The sequence below is a fragment of the Leifsonia sp. NPDC058230 genome (genome assembly GCF_042882245.1).
Classification (GTDB): domain Bacteria; phylum Actinomycetota; class Actinomycetes; order Actinomycetales; family Microbacteriaceae; genus Leifsonia.
Genome location: NZ_JBHVWM010000004.1, coordinates 482120 through 497669 on the forward strand (window position 1 = coordinate 482120; position 15550 = coordinate 497669).

A 15550-nucleotide genomic window follows, 5' to 3' on the forward strand; every position below is an offset into this window, starting at 1 on the left:
CCCCGCCCCGCGCGGGGGGGCCCCCCCCCCCGCCCGGGGGCCCGCCGGGGGGGGGGGGCGCCCACCCCTCGTCGGTCGCCCTAGCGGTTGAGCGGGGTCATGTCGGCGTAGCGGTCGCCGACCGGAGTCGCGACCTCGTCGAGACGGGCAAGCTGTTCCTTCGTGAGCTCGATCGCGTCGGAGGCCACGTTCTGCTCCAGGTTCTCCACGCGGCGGGTGCCGGGGATCGGGGCGATGTCGTCTCCCTGCGCGAGCAGCCAGGCGAGCGCCACCTGACCGGGTGCGGCATCGATCTCTTTCGCGACCGCATCCACCTGCTCGACGATACGGATGTTCGCCTTCAGGTTGTCGCCCTCGAAGCGCGGGCTGAACCGGCGGAAGTCGCTCTCGTCGAGCTGGTCGAGCGAGCGGATCGAACCGGTGAGGAAGCCGCGACCGAGCGGCGAATACGGCACGAAGCCGATGCCGAGCTCGCGGACGGTCGGGAGGATCTCCGCCTCGGGATCGCGCGACCACAGCGAGTACTCCGTCTGCAGCGCGGTCACCGGATGCACGGCGTTCGCGCGACGGATCGTCTCCGGCGCCGCCTCCGACAGCCCGTAGTGCAGGATCTTCCCCTCCTGGATGAGCTCCGCGAGCGCACCGACCGTCTCCTCGATGGGCGTCGCGGGGTCCATCCGGTGCTGGTAGTAGAGATCGATGTGGTCGGTGCCGAGACGGCGCAGCGACCCTTCGACCGAGATGCGCAGGTTCTCCGGCGAGCCGTCGAGTCCGCGTGCCGGCATGCCGTTCACCTCCGGCGAGCGGTGCAGGAGAGTACCGAACTTGGTGGCGATGACGACCTGATCGCGCTTGCCGGCGAATGCCTTGGCGAGCAGCTCCTCATTCGCGTACGGGCCGTAGACCTCGGCCGTGTCGAAGAACGTGACGCCGAGATCCACGGCGCGGTGGATGGTGCGGATCGATCCAGCATCATCGGTGCCCGCACCCGTGTAGAAAGCGGACATGCCCATGCAGCCGAGTCCGAGGCGCGAGACCTCCAGCCTTTCGGTTCCGAGGGTGATTCTCTTCATACGATTACCTCTTCCTGATAGCGACCGAACCCGCACGGTTTAGTCTGAGGAGACGGAGCCAGCGTGGCGCCCACGAGGGAGCCGACATGTCCGACACCACACTTCCCATCCTGTCACTCGGAGTGCTGGCCACTTCGCGAAAACCGGATGAACGCCGCCTGCCGCTGCACCCCGCCCGTCTCGACCGCATCGAGCCCGAACTCCGGGAGCGGATCACGCTGGAGACCGGCTACGGTGAGCGCTTCGGCCTCTCCGACGCACAGCTGCGGCCGCTCGTCGGCGGGATCGCCTCACGCGACGACATCATCGCCTCCAACGACATCGTGCTGCTGCCGAAACCGCAGCCGAGCGACCTCGACGACCTGCGCGAGGGGCAGATCCTCTGGGGATGGCCGCACTGTGTACAGGACAGGGAGATCACCCAGCGAGCCATCGACAAGCACCTGACTCTGATCGCGTTCGAGGCTATGAACCATTGGACGAGCAAAGGACACTTCGGCCTGCACGTCTTCCACGCGAACAACGAGCTCGCAGGCTACTGCTCGGTGCTGCACGCCCTCCAGCTCGTCGGGCTCACCGGCGACTACGGCCGCCGGCTGAGCGCCATCGTGATCGGATTCGGAGCGACCGCCCGCGGAGCGGTGACCGCTCTGAACGCCCACGGCGTGCACGACGTGCAGGTGCTGACCAACCGGGAGGTCTCTGCGGTCGGCTCCCCCATCCACTCCGTGAAGATCGCGCAGTTCGACCACGACGAGTCGGCGCCATACCTGAGCCATGTGATCACCGACCACGGGCGAGTGCCGGTGGCGCCCTTCCTGGCGGAGGCCGACATCGTCGTCAATTGCACCCTGCAAGACCCGAACGCCCCACTCACGTACCTCACCGAGGACGACCTGGGCGCGTTCAAACCGGGAAGTCTCATCGTCGACGTCTCCTGCGACGAGGGCATGGGATTCAGCTGGGCCCGCTCGACGACCTTCGCCGACCCGATCTTCGACGTCGGGGACCACGTGCGCTACTACGCTGTCGACCACAGCCCTTCGTACCTCTGGGACTCGGCCACCTGGGAGATCGGCGAGGCGCTCACGCCCTTCCTGGCGACCGTGATGGCGGGACCGGATGCGTGGGAAGCCGACACGACCATCCGTCGCGCCATCGAGATCCGGGACGGGCTGATCGTGAATCCCGCGATCCTCACCTTCCAGAACCGTGAGCCGCTCCCGCCGTATCGGGATGTCCTCCGCCGCTGATACGGTCGCCGCATGGCACGCACCCTCTACTACGTCGCATCCTCCATCGACGGCTTCATCGCCGACGCCGATGACCGCATCGACTGGCTTCTGCAGTTCGGTTTCGAGACCTTCGACGAGCACTACCAGCGCTTTCTCGCCGGCGTCGGCGCGATCGTGATGGGTGCTTCGACGTACGAATTCCTGCTCGCCGATGAGAACCAGCCCTGGCCGTATGCGGATCCCCACCTGGGTGATCACGCACCGGGATCTCGCCGCCATTCCGGGAGCCGACATCGCGTTCTTCGCCGGGGACATCACTCAGCTCGACGCCGAGCTCCGCGACGCGGCCGGGGATCGCGACGTGTGGGTCGTGGGCGGAGGGTCCATCGCCGCCCAGTTCGCCGACGCGGGCCTCCTCGACGAACTGCAGGTGACGATCATGCCGATCCTCGTCGGTTCGGGAAAACCCCTGCTGCCGGTGGCGCATGCCGGCCGGCCGCTCGAGCTCGTGAGCACCACGCCGTTCCCCGGTGGAGCGGTGGAGCACGTTTACAGGCTTCGGTAGCCGCCCGCGGCGCCCGCGCTACGCGTCGAGGTGACGCTCGCTGAGTTCCTCCACGGGCAGCGGACGGGCGATCGGGATGCGGCTGCCGAGCACCTGCGCGACGAGGTCGCGGGCGATCTTCTGCGGAGTCAGGCCGGCCTCCTCCAGGATCTGGTCTCGCGTCGCGTGGTCGATGAACTCGTCGGGAAGTCCGAGCTCGTCCACCGCGGTGTCGATGCCCGCCTCGCGGAGATCCTGACGCACCCGGGTGCCGATGCCGCCGACGCGGATGCCGTCTTCGATGGTCACCACGATGCGATGCTCCGCCGCGAGCGCGATCACGCTCTTCGGCACGGGAACGACCCAGCGCGGGTCGACGACCGTGGCCCCGATTCCCTGGGCCGCCAGGCGCTCCGCGACCTTCAGCCCGAGAGCGGCCATCGGTCCGACCGTCACGAGGAGCACATCCTTGCGGTCGGATTCGCGCAGCACGTCGACGCCGTCGTCCGTGCGGCGTACGGCGTCGATGTCGTCGCCGACGGCCCCCTTCGGGAACCGCAGCACCGTGGGTGCGTCGTCGACGCGCACGGCCTCCGCCAACTCCTCGCGGAAGCGCGTGCCGTCACGAGGCGCGGCAAGACGGATGTTCGGCACGACCTGCAGGATCGCGAGGTCCCAGATGCCGTGATGGCTCGGTCCGTCGGGTCCGGTCACACCGGCACGGTCGAGCACGAAGGTCACACCCGCCTTGTGCAGCGCGACATCCATCAGCACCTGATCGAAGGCACGGTTGATGAATGTGGCGTAGATGGCGACGACCGGATGCAGACCCCCGAACGCGAGACCGGCGGCGCTGGTGACCGCGTGCTGCTCGGCGATGCCGACATCGTGCACGCGATCGGGGAACCGCTCCGCGAACTTGTGCAGGCCCGTCGGGCGCAGCATCGCAGCGGTGATGCCGACGAGCTTCGGGTTCTTCTCCGCAAGCGTCACGATCTCGTCGGCGAACACGGAGGTCCACGACGGCTTGCTCGAGCTCTCGATGGGCTCGCCGGTCTCCGGGTCGATCTGGCCGACGGCGTGGAACTGGTCGGCCGCATCCCGGAGCGCCGGTTCGTAGCCACGGCCCTTCTGGGTGATGGCGTGCACGATGACCGGGGCACCGTAGTTCTTGGCCTGGACCAGCGCCTCCTCCATCGCCTCGATGTCGTGGCCGTGCACGGGCCCGATGTACTTGATGTCGAGGTTCGAGTAGAGCGCTTCGTTGTCCGAGAACCGGCTCAGGAAGCCGTGCAGTCCGCCGCGGACACCGCGGTAGAGCGACTGCCCCGGCTCCCCCATCTTCTCGAACGCGCGGCGGCTCGAGAGGTAGAGGCTGCGGTAGCTCTTACGGGTGCGGACCGTGTTCAGGAAGCGCGCCATGCCGCCGATGGTGGGCGCGTACGATCGGCCGTTGTCGTTGACGACGATGATCAGGCGGCGGGTGTTGTCGTCGCTGATGTTGTTGAGGGCTTCCCAGGTCATGCCGCCCGTGAGTGCACCGTCGCCGACCATCGCCACGACATGACGGTCGTCCTGCCCGGTCATGGCGAAGGCGCGCGAGATCCCGTCGGCCCAGGACAGCGAGCTCGAGGCGTGCGAGCTCTCGACGATGTCGTGCTCCGACTCCGAGCGCTGGGGGTAGCCCGCCATGCCGCCCTTCTGGCGAAGCATGCTGAAGTCCTGGCGCCCGGTGAGCAGCTTGTGCACGTAAGACTGGTGTCCGGTGTCGAAGACGATCGCATCGTGCGGCGAGTGGAACACCCGGTGGATCGCGATGGTCGACTCGACGACGCCCAGATTCGGACCGAGGTGCCCGCCCGTCTTCGCAACGTTCGCAATCAGGAACGTACGGATCTCTGCCGCCAGCTGAACGAGTTCGTCTTCGGAGAGCGCGTCGAGGTCACGAGGACCGCGGATGGCTTCGAGGATGCTCATGGTTCGAGTGTAGGCGCGTCAAAATCGAAGGTGGCTCGGAATTCGATTCCGAGCCACCTCTCGAGTTCTGCCTAGACGAGGCTCCGCAGCACGTACTGCAGGATGCCGCCGTTGCGGTAGTAGTCGGCTTCACCGGGTGTGTCGATGCGGACGACAGCGTCGAACTCGATCGTCTGCTTGCCCGCATCCGAGTCCGACGTCGGCTCTGCAGTCACGTGCACCGTCTTCGGAGTGACGCCGTCGTTCAACTGCTCGAGACCCGAGATCGAGATGGACTCGGTTCCGTCGAGACCCAGCGACGCCCACGTCTCGCCCGCCGGGAACTGGAGCGGCACGACACCCATGCCGATGAGGTTCGAGCGGTGGATGCGCTCGAAGCTCTCGGTGATGACCGCCCGGACGCCCAGAAGGCTGGTGCCCTTCGCCGCCCAGTCGCGTGACGAGCCGGAGCCGTACTCCTTGCCGCCGAGGATGACCAGCGGAGTGCCCTGCGCCTGGTAGTTCTGCGACGCGTCGTAGATGAACGACTGGGGGCCGCCCTCCTGCGTGAAGTCACGGGTGTACCCACCCTCGACGCCGTCGAGAAGCTGGTTCTTGAGACGGATGTTCGCGAACGTGCCACGGATCATGACCTCGTGGTTGCCGCGGCGCGAGCCGTAGGAGTTGTAGTCCTTGCGATCGATGCCGTGCTCGTCGAGGTAGTGGCCCGCCGGGCTGTCGGCCTTGATGTTGCCGGCCGGGCTGATGTGGTCGGTGGTGACCGAGTCGCCGAGCTTGGCCAGAACGCGGGCACCACGAATGTCGGTGACCGGTGTGGTCTCGAGCGTCATGCCGTCGAAGTACGGGGGCTTGCGCACGTAGGTCGATTTCTCGTCCCACTCGAACACCGAGCCCGTCGGGGTCGGAAGCGACTTCCAGCGCTCGTCGCCCTCGAACACACTTGAGTACTCGTGGGTGAACATGCCCTCGTTGATCGACGAGTCGATCGTCTCCTGCACCTCCGCGGCGTCGGGCCAGATGTCCTTGAGGAAGACGTCGTTGCCGTCCTGATCCTTGCCGAGCGCATCCACCTCGAAGTCGAAGTTCATCGAGCCGGCGAGGGCGTACGCGATCACCAGGGGCGGGCTCGCGAGGTAGTTCATCTTCACGTCGGGGTTGATGCGCCCCTCGAAGTTGCGGTTGCCCGAGAGCACGGCGGTGACGGCGAGGTCGTTCTGGTTGACGGCCTGCGAGATCTCGTCGATCAGCGGACCGGAGTTGCCGATGCAGGTCGTGCAGCCGTAGCCCACCGTGTAGAAGCCGAGGTCTTCGAGATAGCCCGTGAGGCCGGCCTTCTCGTAGTAGTCGGTGACGACCTTGGATCCCGGGGCGAGCGTGGTCTTGACCCACGGCTTCGACGTGAGGCCCTTCTGCGCGGCGTTGCGGGCGAGCAGGCCGGCAGCGAGCATGACCGACGGGTTCGACGTGTTGGTGCACGAGGTGATCGCGGCGATCGCGACGGCGCCGTGATCCAGCGTGAACGACGTGCCGGTCTCGCTGATCGTGACGGGCGTCGGGCTCGATGCGGTCCTCGGGGCGTGGCTGTGGTGGTGGTGCATGTGGGTGCTGTTGGAGTCCTGAGGACTCAGCTCACCCGGATCGGACGCCGGGAACGACTCGGAGATCGTCAGGTCGACGATGTCGTGGTCGATCTCCGCATAGTCGACGAGGTCCTTCTCGAACTGCTCCTTGGCCCCGGAGAGCTCGATGCGGTCCTGCGGACGCTTCGGGCCGGCGATCGACGGCACGACGGTGCCGAGGTCGAGCTCGAGGTATTCGCTGAACACCGGCTCCTTCGACGGGTCGTGCCAGAGGGTCTGCAGCTTCGAGTACTGCTCGACGAGCGCGATCTGCTCCTCGCTGCGGCCGGTGAGCCTCAGGTAGTCGAGCGTCACATCGTCGATCGGGAACATCGCGGCCGTGGAGCCGAACTCGGGGCTCATGTTGCCGATGGTGGCGCGGTTCGCCAGCGGCACCTCGGCGACGCCCGCTCCGTAGAACTCCACGAACTTGCCGACCACGCCGTGCTTGCGCAGCATCTGCGTGATGGTGAGCACGACATCCGTCGCCGTCACTCCGGTGGGGATGGCGCCGGTCAGCTTGAAGCCGACGACCTTCGGGATGAGCATCGAAACGGGCTGGCCGAGCATCGCCGCCTCGGCCTCGATGCCGCCGACGCCCCAGCCGAGAACACCCAGGCCGTTGACCATCGTCGTGTGCGAGTCGGTGCCGACGCAGGTGTCGGGGTACGCCTGGAGCGCTCCGCCGACCTCGCGAGTCATCGTGACGCGCGCCAGGTACTCGATGTTGACCTGGTGCACGATGCCGGTTCCCGGCGGGACGACCTTGAAGTCGTCGAACGCGGTCTGGCCCCAGCGGAGGAACTGGTAGCGCTCGCCGTTGCGCTCGTATTCGATGTCGGTGTTGCGCTCGAGCGCGTTCTCGGTGCCGAACAGGTCGGCGATGACCGAGTGGTCGATGACCATCTCTGCGGGCGCCAGCGGGTTGATCTTCTCGGGATTGCCGCCGAGCGCGGACACGGCCTCACGCATGGTGGCGAGGTCGACGATGCACGGAACGCCCGTGAAGTCCTGCATGATCACGCGGGCCGGCGTGAACTGGATCTCGGTGTCGGGCTCGGCCGTCGGCACCCAGTTGCCCAGGGACCTGACGTGGTCGGCGGTGATGTTCGCGCCGTCCTCGGTGCGGAGCAGGTTCTCCAGCAGCACCTTCAGGCTGAACGGGAGCTTCTCGTAGCCCTCGACCTTGTCGATTCTGAAGATCTCGTACTCGGTCGACCCGACCTTCAGGGTGTCTTTCGCTCCAAAGCTGTTCACCGCAGACACTGTGCCCTCTCCTTCATCGGCAGGCCTGGTAACGCAAGCCTTCTCGTCAATCTTGGTTGTGTGTCGAAGAACGTTTCCAGCAAGGCAAGCCTAAGTCGCCCGCCCGACAATTTATCTTGACGTCAAGATAAATCTAGCACGCGTGCCACCCGTCTCCCACCATCCGGACGGCGGATTCACTCGCGGTCGAAGACGAGCTCGCGGCGACGCGCGAATCGGTAGAAGAGTTCGATGCAGACGGCCCCGACGGCGCCGACGACGATCCCCCAGAGCAGCTCGATCGTGAGCGGCACATGCATCTCGAAGAAGTTCGCGGTGAACGGGATGACGCACACGAGCACCATCGCCGCAGCGACGGCGCCGAGCAAGGCCAGCCTCGGCCCGTTCAATGGTCTGGTCAGCACGCAGAGGATCCAGAGCGAGACGCAGAACAGCGAGATCGTCGTGATGCTCCGGGCCTCGTGCAGCGGGATGCTCCGGTACAGCGGCAGGTACGCCACCACGCAGGTGAGTCCCGCGATCACGCCCGTCGGGATCGAGTACCGCAGGATGCGCTTCAGCACTCCCGGGCGGTAGATGCGCCGGTTGGGAGCCAGCGCGAGGAAGAACGACGGGATCCCGATGGCGAGGGTCGACACCAAAGTCAGCTGCCGCGGGAGGAAGGGGAAAGGCCACAAGAGAACGGCGCTGACGAGTGCCAGGAGGATCCCGTACACGGTCTTCGCCAGGAAGATGTTCGACACCCGCTCCACATTCGCGATCACACGCCGCCCGAACGCGAGCACATCGGGCAAGCGGTCGAACCGGTTGTCGAGCAGCACCAGACGCGACACGGCCTTGGTCGCGGCGGTGGCCGTTCCCATCGCGATGCCGAGGTTCGCATCCTTGATCGCCATCGCATCGTTGACACCGTCGCCGGTCATCGCGACGGTGCGGCCCTGCTCGCGCAGCAGACCGACGGCGGCGCGCTTCTGCTCGGGGCTGACCCTGCCGAAGATGTCGGAGGTCGCGAGGGCTTCGGCGAGCGCCGCGTCGTCGCGGAGTGAGGATGCGTCGATCGCCTCCCCCTGCAGGTTGAGGGTGCGCGCGATCGCTGCGACCGTGATCGGGTTGTCTCCCGACATGACGACCACCCGGACCGACTGCTCCGCGAAATAGCCGAGCGTCGCCTCCGCCTCGGGCCGCACCGTCTCGCTCAGCACGATCAGTGCGGCCGGTTCGACAGTCAGACCGGCTAGCGGCACATGGCTTCCGTGCGGCAGCGGGTCGATGGCTCGCACCAGGGCGAGCGTGCGCTGACCGGTCGCTGCGATGCCGTTCGCCCTCGTGAGCGCATCCGCGTGTTCGGCGAGCACCCGTTCCGGCGCGCCGAGCACCCACGACGACTCGACGCCGTCGACCGTGACCACGACTCCGCTGTACTTGGTCGCCGAGCTGAAGGGGATGCGGCGCACCACCCGGTAGGCCTCGGACCTGAAGCGGCTCGACAGGATGCCCGCGGTCGCGTTCCCCGCATCGTCAGCACCGAACGCGGCGAGCGCGATGGCCGCCTCGTCCTCGCCGACCGCATCCCCGAGTCGTTCGGTGCGGTCGAGCACGAGCTCGCCCGTCGTGAGCGTTCCCGTCTTGTCGAGGCAGAGCACGTCGACGCGTGCGAGCACCTCGACCGCGGCCAGCTCCTGCACGAGCACCTTGCGTCCGGCCAGTTGGATCGCCGCGACCCCGAACGCGAGGCTGGTCAGCAGCACGAGACCCTCGGGGATCATGCCGACGACGGCCGCGACGGCGTCGAGAAGCGCCCGCCGCCAGCGCGCGTCCACGAACAGCTCGTTCCAGCCGCCGTAGGTGAGGACGCGGCCGATCAGAGTGATCAGGATGATCGGCCCGAGTATCCAGGAGAGGTACACGAGGATGCGGTTGGTCGCATCCCGCAGCTCCGAGTGCACGAGCGAGTGCTTGCGGATCTCGCTCGTCAGCTTGCTCGCATACGAATCGGCGCCGACGGCGGTGACGATCGCGTATCCCGTGCCGGAGACGACGTGCGACCCGGAGAGCAGGGTCGCGCCCTCGTCTTTGAACAGCGGCTCGGATTCGCCCGTCAGCAGGGATTCGTCGAGGGAGAGCGCGGTGCTGTCGGCCACCCTCGCGTCCGCAGGGATCTGGTCGCCGGGCCGCAGCACGAGCAGGTCGTCGAGGACGACGCCCTCGATCGGGATCTCGACGACCCGGCCGTCGCGTCGAACGCGGCTCTCGGGAGCGGCGAGCAACGCAGCACGATCGAGCACCAGCTTCGCCCGCACCTCCTGCACGATCCCGATCAACGCGTTCACGACGACGACGCCGTAGAAGAAGCCGTCGCGCAGGTCGCCGAGCACGATCACTGCCACGAAGCAGGCCGTCAGGATGCCGTTGAACAGCGTGAAGATGTTCTCACGGAGAATGTCGCCGATGGAGCGCGAACTTGGCTGGTGCTGGGTGTTGCCGCGTCCGTCTGCGTGACGTTCGGCGACCTCTGCGCTGGTCAGCCCCTCCCTGATACGCGCGTCGAGCACGGACTACTCCTTGGCCGCGGTCTTCTTCTCGACCCCGAATTGCCCGCGCACCACGAACCATGTGATGAGCAGCAACGGGGCGTAGAGCGGAACACCCATCAGCAGTTTGGTGAGGGCGAGCGCGCTGGTCGCCTCCGGCGTGTGCGCGAGATAGAGCGGCACCTGCACGAGGAGGCGGGCGGCGAACAAAAGGAACCAGAGGAATGTCAAAGCCTGCATGACCCGGAATTTGCTCCGCACCGAGCGCCACGCGATCCCATCCCCCATCAGGTAGCCGGCGATCAAACCGATCACGGGCCACCGCACGAGGATGGAGATGAGAAGGGCAGCAGCGTAGGCGGCGTTCGTCCAGATGCCGAGGATGAAGTTGTCCTCGCCGCGCCCGGTGATCAGGGCGAGGATCGCCGAGATCCCGACGCCGAGCAGTCCGGCGATGGCCTGGGTGACCGGCGTCTTGCCGATGAACCGGATGAGGGTGAAGACGACGGCGACCAGCACGGAGCAGCCGATCGAGAGGGGCACGTTCTGAGTGAACGTGAAGAGGATGAGGAAGACGAGTCCCGGCAGGATCGTCTCGGCGAGCCCGCGGAAACCGCCGAGCGCTGCCAACAGCGCCGTGCCGGTCGGGGTGTCCTGATCCGCCAGCTTGCCGAGGCCGGACTTCTGCGCGGCTCGTGCGAGCGACTCGCCGATCGTCGCGGGCACGGCGCCGGACTCGTCCGTGTCCGGGTCGACGGGTCGGTCGCCCGAGTGATCGACCGGACGGTCGATAGGCGGCTCGGATTCGCCCGGTTCTTCCGGGGAGCGGTCGATCATGCCAGTGCCTACAGCGACGTGAAGGTGTCCGGGCCCGCGGCGGGCGCGGTGGGCATCCGGAGCGGGATGAGGTCGCGGGGCGGCATCGGCGAGGAGCCGCGCACGACGACGATGCTGCGGAAGAGGTCTTCGACGAGGGCGGCGGCATCCGGCTTGACCGCGGCGTCGCCGGCGATTACGCCGCGGAGGAACCAGCGCGGCCCGTCGACACCCACGAAGCGGGCGACGCGGGTCTCGCCGGGCGCGCCCTGAGGAGCCGCGACGGGGATCTCCGCCACCAGCTCCGGCCCGAAGACACCGTCGCGCTCCTGCGTGCGGCCACCCTGCCGGTTGACCTGCTCGGTGATCTGCTCCCGGATCTCATGCCAGAGCCCACTCGAGCGCGGTGCCGCGAACGGCTGGACCTGCAGGGTCGAGTTGGCATAGTCCAGCCCGACGGCGACGACGCGCTGCGTCTCCTCCTCGACCTCCAGGCGCAGGTGCAGGCCCTCGCGGGGCAGGATCTTGACGCCGCCGAGGTCGACGTAGGGGCGAACGGGGTTCGCCTCGCTCTCGTCGAGCGGACCCTCGGTCTCACGGTCCTCAGGCGCCGACTTCTCCCAGTTCACGGGGTCGGTGCTGCTCGTATCGGTCACGCGTGTTCTCCTGACTGCGCTGTGGTGCTGAGCCCAGTGTTGTATCCGGTCGAGCCGAATCCCGCTGTTCCGCGGTGGCTCTCCGGCAGATCGTCGACGGGGATGAAGTTCGCCCGGGTGACCGGAATGACGACCATCTGGGCGATCCGGTCTCCGACGGCGATATCGTACGGCATCGAACTGTCGGTGTTCAGAACCGTCACCCGGATCTCGCCGCGGTATCCCGCATCCACCGTTCCCGGGGAATTCACGATCGTGATGCCGTGCTTCGCCGCCAGCCCGCTGCGCGGAACCACGAAAGCGGCGAATCCGTCCGGCAGCGCGATCGACACTCCGGTCGGCACAGTGTGGCGCTGCCCGGGGGCGAGCGTCACTGCTTCTGCGGCACAGAGATCCGCACCGGCGTCACCAGGATGCGCGTACGCGGGGACGAGGCCGGCGATGATCGGAACGTCAACGGTATCGGTCACGTGTCGAGGGTAGTGCAGAAGTCTGATCGAATAGGGACATGGACCTGTACCGTGAGCGCCTCTGGGCCGCCCCCTGGCTCTTCATCTCGACCGCGCTCGTCATCCCGGCGAGCATCCTCGTCTTCGCGCCCATCTCGATGACCGCCGGCATCGTCGTCGCGATCGTGCTGTATCTCGGGATCGTGGGGATGCTGATCCTCGGCTCTCCGACGATCCGGGTCACGAAGACGGAGCTGACGGCCGGGCGGGCGAGCATTCCGCTGGAGTTCACGGGCGAGGCTCAGGCGTTCGAGGGCGACGAGGCGACGCTCGAACGCGGTCGCCGGCTCGACGCCCGCGCCTGGCTGCTCATCCGCGGCTGGGTCAAGCCGGTCGTGAAGGTGCCGGTGCTGGACGCGAGCGACCCGGCTCCGTATTGGCTCGTATCAACAAGAAACCCGGACCGTTTGGTCCGGGTTCTCAATGATGCTCGACTCTCGTCGTAACCGTCAGGCCGCGCACTCCACGCAGATCGGTCCGAGCTTTGTCTCGTGATCGATCTGCGAGCGGTGCTTCACCAGGAAGCAGTTCACACAGGTGAACTCATCCGCCTGGGGCGGCAGGACGACGACGTCGAGGTCGAGGTCCGACAGGTCTGCACCAGGGAGCTCGTAACCGCCGGGGTTGTCGGCGTCTTCGACGTCGACGACTCCAGACATCTTGTCCGGAACTCGCTCCTTGAGGGCCTCGATCGACTCCGAGTCGTCTTCGGTCTTCCGTGGTGCGTCGTAATCCGTTGCCATGCCCATCCACTTCTCGTACTTAACGGCCGATTCTTCGCAATCGGCGGCCATAGTTTGCATCAATCACCGGGGAATAGCAAACCACTCGGCGGGCTCTCGGCGATTGCTCGGTTTTCAACTTCCGGCACGCCACGGTTATTCCCCGGATTCCACCCTTTCGCGTGACATTCTTGGGCCGTACGTCAAGAGTTGGGAAGGCACTCACCATGCAGGATTTGAAGGTCATCGGGGTCGAAGACGGCGCACTCGTCGCCGTCGGCGACGACGGTGAGCGGTTCCGCATCGCCATCGACGAGGGTCTGCACTCCAAGATCCGCCAATTCAGGCAGGAATCCTCCACCGTCGGACCGAAACTGTCCCCCCGCGAAGTACAGTCGCACATCCGCGCCGGCATGTCGGCTGAGGATGTCTCCGCCGTCACCGGCGCCCCGCTCGAGTACATCCAGCGCTTCGAGGGTCCGATCGTGGCCGAGCGCGAGCACATCGTCGCCAGCGCGCTCAGCGTGCCCGTGCACACCACAGTCGACGTCGATCCGCTCGGCGAGGGAAACACGTTCGGCACGGTCATCCGAGAGCGCCTGGCCTCCCTCGGCGTCACCGGGGAACGCTGGGCGAGCTGGAAGGACAGCGAGGCCGGCTGGATCATCAAGCTCGAGTTCACGGCCGACCAGATCGACCACGACGCCCGCTGGGGCTACGACGCACGCAAGCACGGCCTCTCGCCGCTCAATTCCGAGGCGACGACCCTCTCGCAGGCCGGGGAGCTCAGGGGGTCGCTCATCCCCCGTCTGCGCGCGGTCCTCCCCCATGACAGCGAGCCCGACGAATCCCGCTTCGACAGCGGCGCCTTCACGTTCATCGAGTCTCCCGCCGATCTGCTCGGTCCGGATGCGACCTCCCCGTTCCCGGAGCCGCTCACGCACGGCCGTCCCCTGACGTCGGCGAACAACTCGATCACGGTCAGCGCCATCAACCGCGCAGACGAGGCCCCGCGCGATCTGCACCAGACCGCCGACCTGCTCGAGGCCCTGCGCCGCCGCCGCGGCGAACGCGAGGCCGCCAGCTACGAGCTCAGCGCCGTCGACGACCACGTGGCGCCGACCGTTGAAACCCCGGCCGACGCTCCCGAGCCGCTCGACATCTTCGACTCGCTCCGCGACGTCGCACCGTCCACGACTCCGACTCCGGCCCCTCAGCAGACGGATGCGTCCAGCCACTCCGCTCCGATCCCACCGTCGTCGGCGCAATCCCCCTCGGCGCCGCCGGCGTCAGCGCCGTCCGTCGCACCGTCGAACTCGACCGGGCCGCAGGGACGAGCAGGCCGTAAGGGCCGGGCGTCGATGCCGAGCTGGGACGAGATCGTCTTCGGCGCCCGAACCGACGACGACCTGGCCTGACGACCTGGCCTGACGACTCAGGCGAAAGCGCCGAAACGCAGGAGCGGCACGCGCGTCTCCTCCGGAGTGAGCGAGCCGTGCTGTCCGACCATGTTCTGACCGCTGCGCTGCGGATCGCGTGAGTCGTAGTACGCGACGCGTTTGCGGGCGGCGACGAGCACATCCCCGATGCGCGGCAGGACATCCGGATGCACGTCCGGCCCGAACCAGCCGGCCTCGACGGCTTCCGACCGGGTCGCGATCCAGGCCCTGTCGCCCTCGACCGCGCGCCAGCGCTCCGCCAGGTCGTCGGCCGCCCGCTCGCCGGGTTCCGCCAGGTGGAGCTGGAGGCATCGAGGCTCCCCCGCGATCTCCGCGACACCGGCCACGAGTTCGGGGGCGGTGTCGAAGAGCACGTGACCGCTCAGCGGCACGTCGATCACGCCATGGTCGGCGGTGAGCAGGACCCCCTGTGCGGGAGTGAGCCGGCGCGCGAAGGCGGCGACCAGCGCATCCAGCTGCTCCAGCGCCTCTGTCCACTCCGGGGACTCCCAGCCGTGCGCGTGCGCGATCTGGTCGAGTTCGGCGACGTAGAGATACGTCAGGCTCGGGGCCGGATCCGCCAGGATGCGCTCGGCGGCCGCGAACCGATCGAACATCGTCGGGGCGGACACGTAGTCGGCGCCGCGCAGGATCGCCTTCGTGAAGCCCGAGTCCGAATACTTGGGCAGGCCGACGGCCCAGCTGCGCACATCCCGATCGCCGGCCCGTTCGAACACGGTGCGGGACCGCTGCCAGGTCGCGGGATCGAGACGCTGATCCCACCCGCTCAGCTGATTGACGATCCGCCCGTTCGCCCCGTCGCGCACGCGGTACCCGACGAGGCCGTGCACGCCCGGCAACGTGCCCGTCGCGAGCGTGGCCAGGGCCGCGGCCGTCGTCGTCGGGAATCCGGCGTCGATGACGGTCTGCTTGCCGAGGAGCGGAGCGAGCGTGCGGGCGTGACCGGCCCGCGAGCGGAGCGCAGTCGCGCCGAGACCGTCGACGACGATTACGACCGCCTGCCGTACTGCGGGAAGGCCCAGCTCGTCGTCCGGGCCGCCTGTGCCGCCCGTCAGCGCGGCGAGGCAACTTGGGAGAACAGCGGCAAGGCTCGAACGCGTCGTGAAAGCGGCCGGTAGCATGGGGGGCATCTGGCCCAGTTT

The 15550-nt window shown here is 67.4% G+C and carries 13 protein-coding genes; 4 read left to right on the forward strand and 9 right to left on the reverse strand.

Going from position 1 to position 15550, the window contains the following annotated elements:
* Nucleotides 1-80: 80 nt before the first annotated feature.
* Nucleotides 81-1073 carry an aldo/keto reductase gene (locus ACFVV0_RS15380; RefSeq protein WP_387064814.1) on the reverse strand — a complete coding sequence of 331 codons (993 nt, stop codon included), beginning with the start codon at nt 1071-1073 and terminating at the stop codon, nt 81-83.
* Between the two features lie 86 nt (nt 1074-1159).
* Here ACFVV0_RS15380 and ACFVV0_RS15385 point away from each other — a divergent pair, with 86 nt between their 5' ends.
* Entirely contained in the window at nt 1160-2326 is a 1167-nt protein-coding gene (locus ACFVV0_RS15385; protein ID WP_387064817.1) for a N(5)-(carboxyethyl)ornithine synthase, read from the forward strand.
* Nucleotides 2327-2540: 214 nt separating this feature from the next.
* On the forward strand, nt 2541-2873 hold the full coding sequence (locus tag ACFVV0_RS15390) for a dihydrofolate reductase family protein (protein ID WP_387064819.1): 333 nt from the start codon (nt 2541-2543) through the stop codon (nt 2871-2873).
* Between the two features lie 18 nt (nt 2874-2891).
* Here the strand turns inward: ACFVV0_RS15390 and dxs are convergent, their stop codons facing one another.
* The 6 genes from dxs to dut all read right to left on the reverse strand — a co-directional run bounded on the left by dxs (nt 2892) and on the right by dut (nt 12187).
* Nucleotides 2892-4829 (reverse strand): 1-deoxy-D-xylulose-5-phosphate synthase, encoded by a 1938-nt coding sequence (gene dxs, locus ACFVV0_RS15395; protein WP_387064822.1) that lies wholly within the window; start codon nt 4827-4829, stop codon nt 2892-2894.
* A 71-nt stretch (nt 4830-4900) separates the two neighbouring features.
* The gene (gene acnA / locus ACFVV0_RS15400) at nt 4901-7714 is read right to left on the reverse strand and encodes an aconitate hydratase AcnA (RefSeq protein WP_387064825.1); all 2814 of its coding nucleotides are present in this window, start codon (nt 7712-7714) and stop codon (nt 4901-4903) included.
* A 176-nt stretch (nt 7715-7890) separates the two neighbouring features.
* Nucleotides 7891-10266 carry an HAD-IC family P-type ATPase gene (locus ACFVV0_RS15405; RefSeq protein ID WP_387064828.1) on the reverse strand — a complete coding sequence of 792 codons (2376 nt, stop codon included), beginning with the start codon at nt 10264-10266 and terminating at the stop codon, nt 7891-7893.
* 3 nt (nt 10267-10269) lie between these two features.
* The gene (locus tag ACFVV0_RS15410) at nt 10270-11082 is read right to left on the reverse strand and encodes a DUF3159 domain-containing protein (RefSeq protein ID WP_387064831.1); all 813 of its coding nucleotides are present in this window, start codon (nt 11080-11082) and stop codon (nt 10270-10272) included.
* An 8-nt stretch (nt 11083-11090) separates the two neighbouring features.
* Nucleotides 11091-11717: a DUF3710 domain-containing protein gene (locus ACFVV0_RS15415; RefSeq protein WP_387064833.1), complete on the reverse strand. Its 627-nt coding sequence runs from the start codon at nt 11715-11717 to the stop codon at nt 11091-11093.
* The gene (gene dut, locus ACFVV0_RS15420) at nt 11714-12187 is read right to left on the reverse strand and encodes a dUTP diphosphatase (RefSeq protein WP_387064836.1); all 474 of its coding nucleotides are present in this window, start codon (nt 12185-12187) and stop codon (nt 11714-11716) included. The genes ACFVV0_RS15415 and dut overlap by 4 nt, the downstream gene beginning before the upstream one ends.
* A 38-nt stretch (nt 12188-12225) precedes the next feature.
* Between dut and ACFVV0_RS15425 the strand changes: the two genes are divergently transcribed.
* Nucleotides 12226-12672 (forward strand): DUF3093 domain-containing protein, encoded by a 447-nt coding sequence (locus ACFVV0_RS15425; protein ID WP_387064839.1) that lies wholly within the window; start codon nt 12226-12228, stop codon nt 12670-12672.
* Nucleotides 12673-12675: 3 nt separating this feature from the next.
* Here the strand turns inward: ACFVV0_RS15425 and ACFVV0_RS15430 are convergent, their stop codons facing one another.
* Nucleotides 12676-12969, reverse strand: a complete 294-nt coding sequence (locus ACFVV0_RS15430; protein ID WP_026307201.1) for a DUF4193 domain-containing protein — start codon at nt 12967-12969, stop codon at nt 12676-12678.
* A gap of 206 nt (nt 12970-13175) precedes the next feature.
* Here ACFVV0_RS15430 and sepH point away from each other — a divergent pair, with 206 nt between their 5' ends.
* A complete protein-coding gene (gene sepH / locus ACFVV0_RS15435) occupies nt 13176-14366 on the forward strand; it encodes a septation protein SepH (RefSeq protein ID WP_387064843.1) in 1191 nt (396 codons plus the stop codon).
* A 17-nt stretch (nt 14367-14383) separates the two neighbouring features.
* On the opposite strand, the gene ACFVV0_RS15440 is transcribed toward sepH, so the two are convergent.
* On the reverse strand, nt 14384-15538 hold the full coding sequence (locus ACFVV0_RS15440; protein WP_387064846.1) for an alkaline phosphatase family protein: 1155 nt from the start codon (nt 15536-15538) through the stop codon (nt 14384-14386).
* Nucleotides 15539-15550: the final 12 nt, after the last annotated feature.

What these genes read in the sequence shown, in the direction of transcription:
- ACFVV0_RS15380 (WP_387064814.1), bottom strand. Translation starts at nt 1,073, where the DNA reads ATGAAGAGAATCACCCTCGGAACCGAAAGGCTGGAGGTCTCGCGCCTC.
- ACFVV0_RS15385 (WP_387064817.1), top strand. Translation starts at nt 1,160, where the DNA reads ATGTCCGACACCACACTTCCCATCCTGTCACTCGGAGTGCTGGCCACT.
- ACFVV0_RS15390 (WP_387064819.1), top strand. Translation starts at nt 2,541, where the DNA reads ATGCGGATCCCCACCTGGGTGATCACGCACCGGGATCTCGCCGCCATT.
- dxs (WP_387064822.1), bottom strand. Translation starts at nt 4,829, where the DNA reads ATGAGCATCCTCGAAGCCATCCGCGGTCCTCGTGACCTCGACGCGCTC.
- ACFVV0_RS15410 (WP_387064831.1), bottom strand. Translation starts at nt 11,082, where the DNA reads ATGATCGACCGCTCCCCGGAAGAACCGGGCGAATCCGAGCCGCCTATC.
- ACFVV0_RS15425 (WP_387064839.1), top strand. Translation starts at nt 12,226, where the DNA reads ATGGACCTGTACCGTGAGCGCCTCTGGGCCGCCCCCTGGCTCTTCATC.
- ACFVV0_RS15430 (WP_026307201.1), bottom strand. Translation starts at nt 12,969, where the DNA reads ATGGCAACGGATTACGACGCACCACGGAAGACCGAAGACGACTCGGAG.
- sepH (WP_387064843.1), top strand. Translation starts at nt 13,176, where the DNA reads ATGCAGGATTTGAAGGTCATCGGGGTCGAAGACGGCGCACTCGTCGCC.
- ACFVV0_RS15440 (WP_387064846.1), bottom strand. Translation starts at nt 15,538, where the DNA reads ATGCCCCCCATGCTACCGGCCGCTTTCACGACGCGTTCGAGCCTTGCC.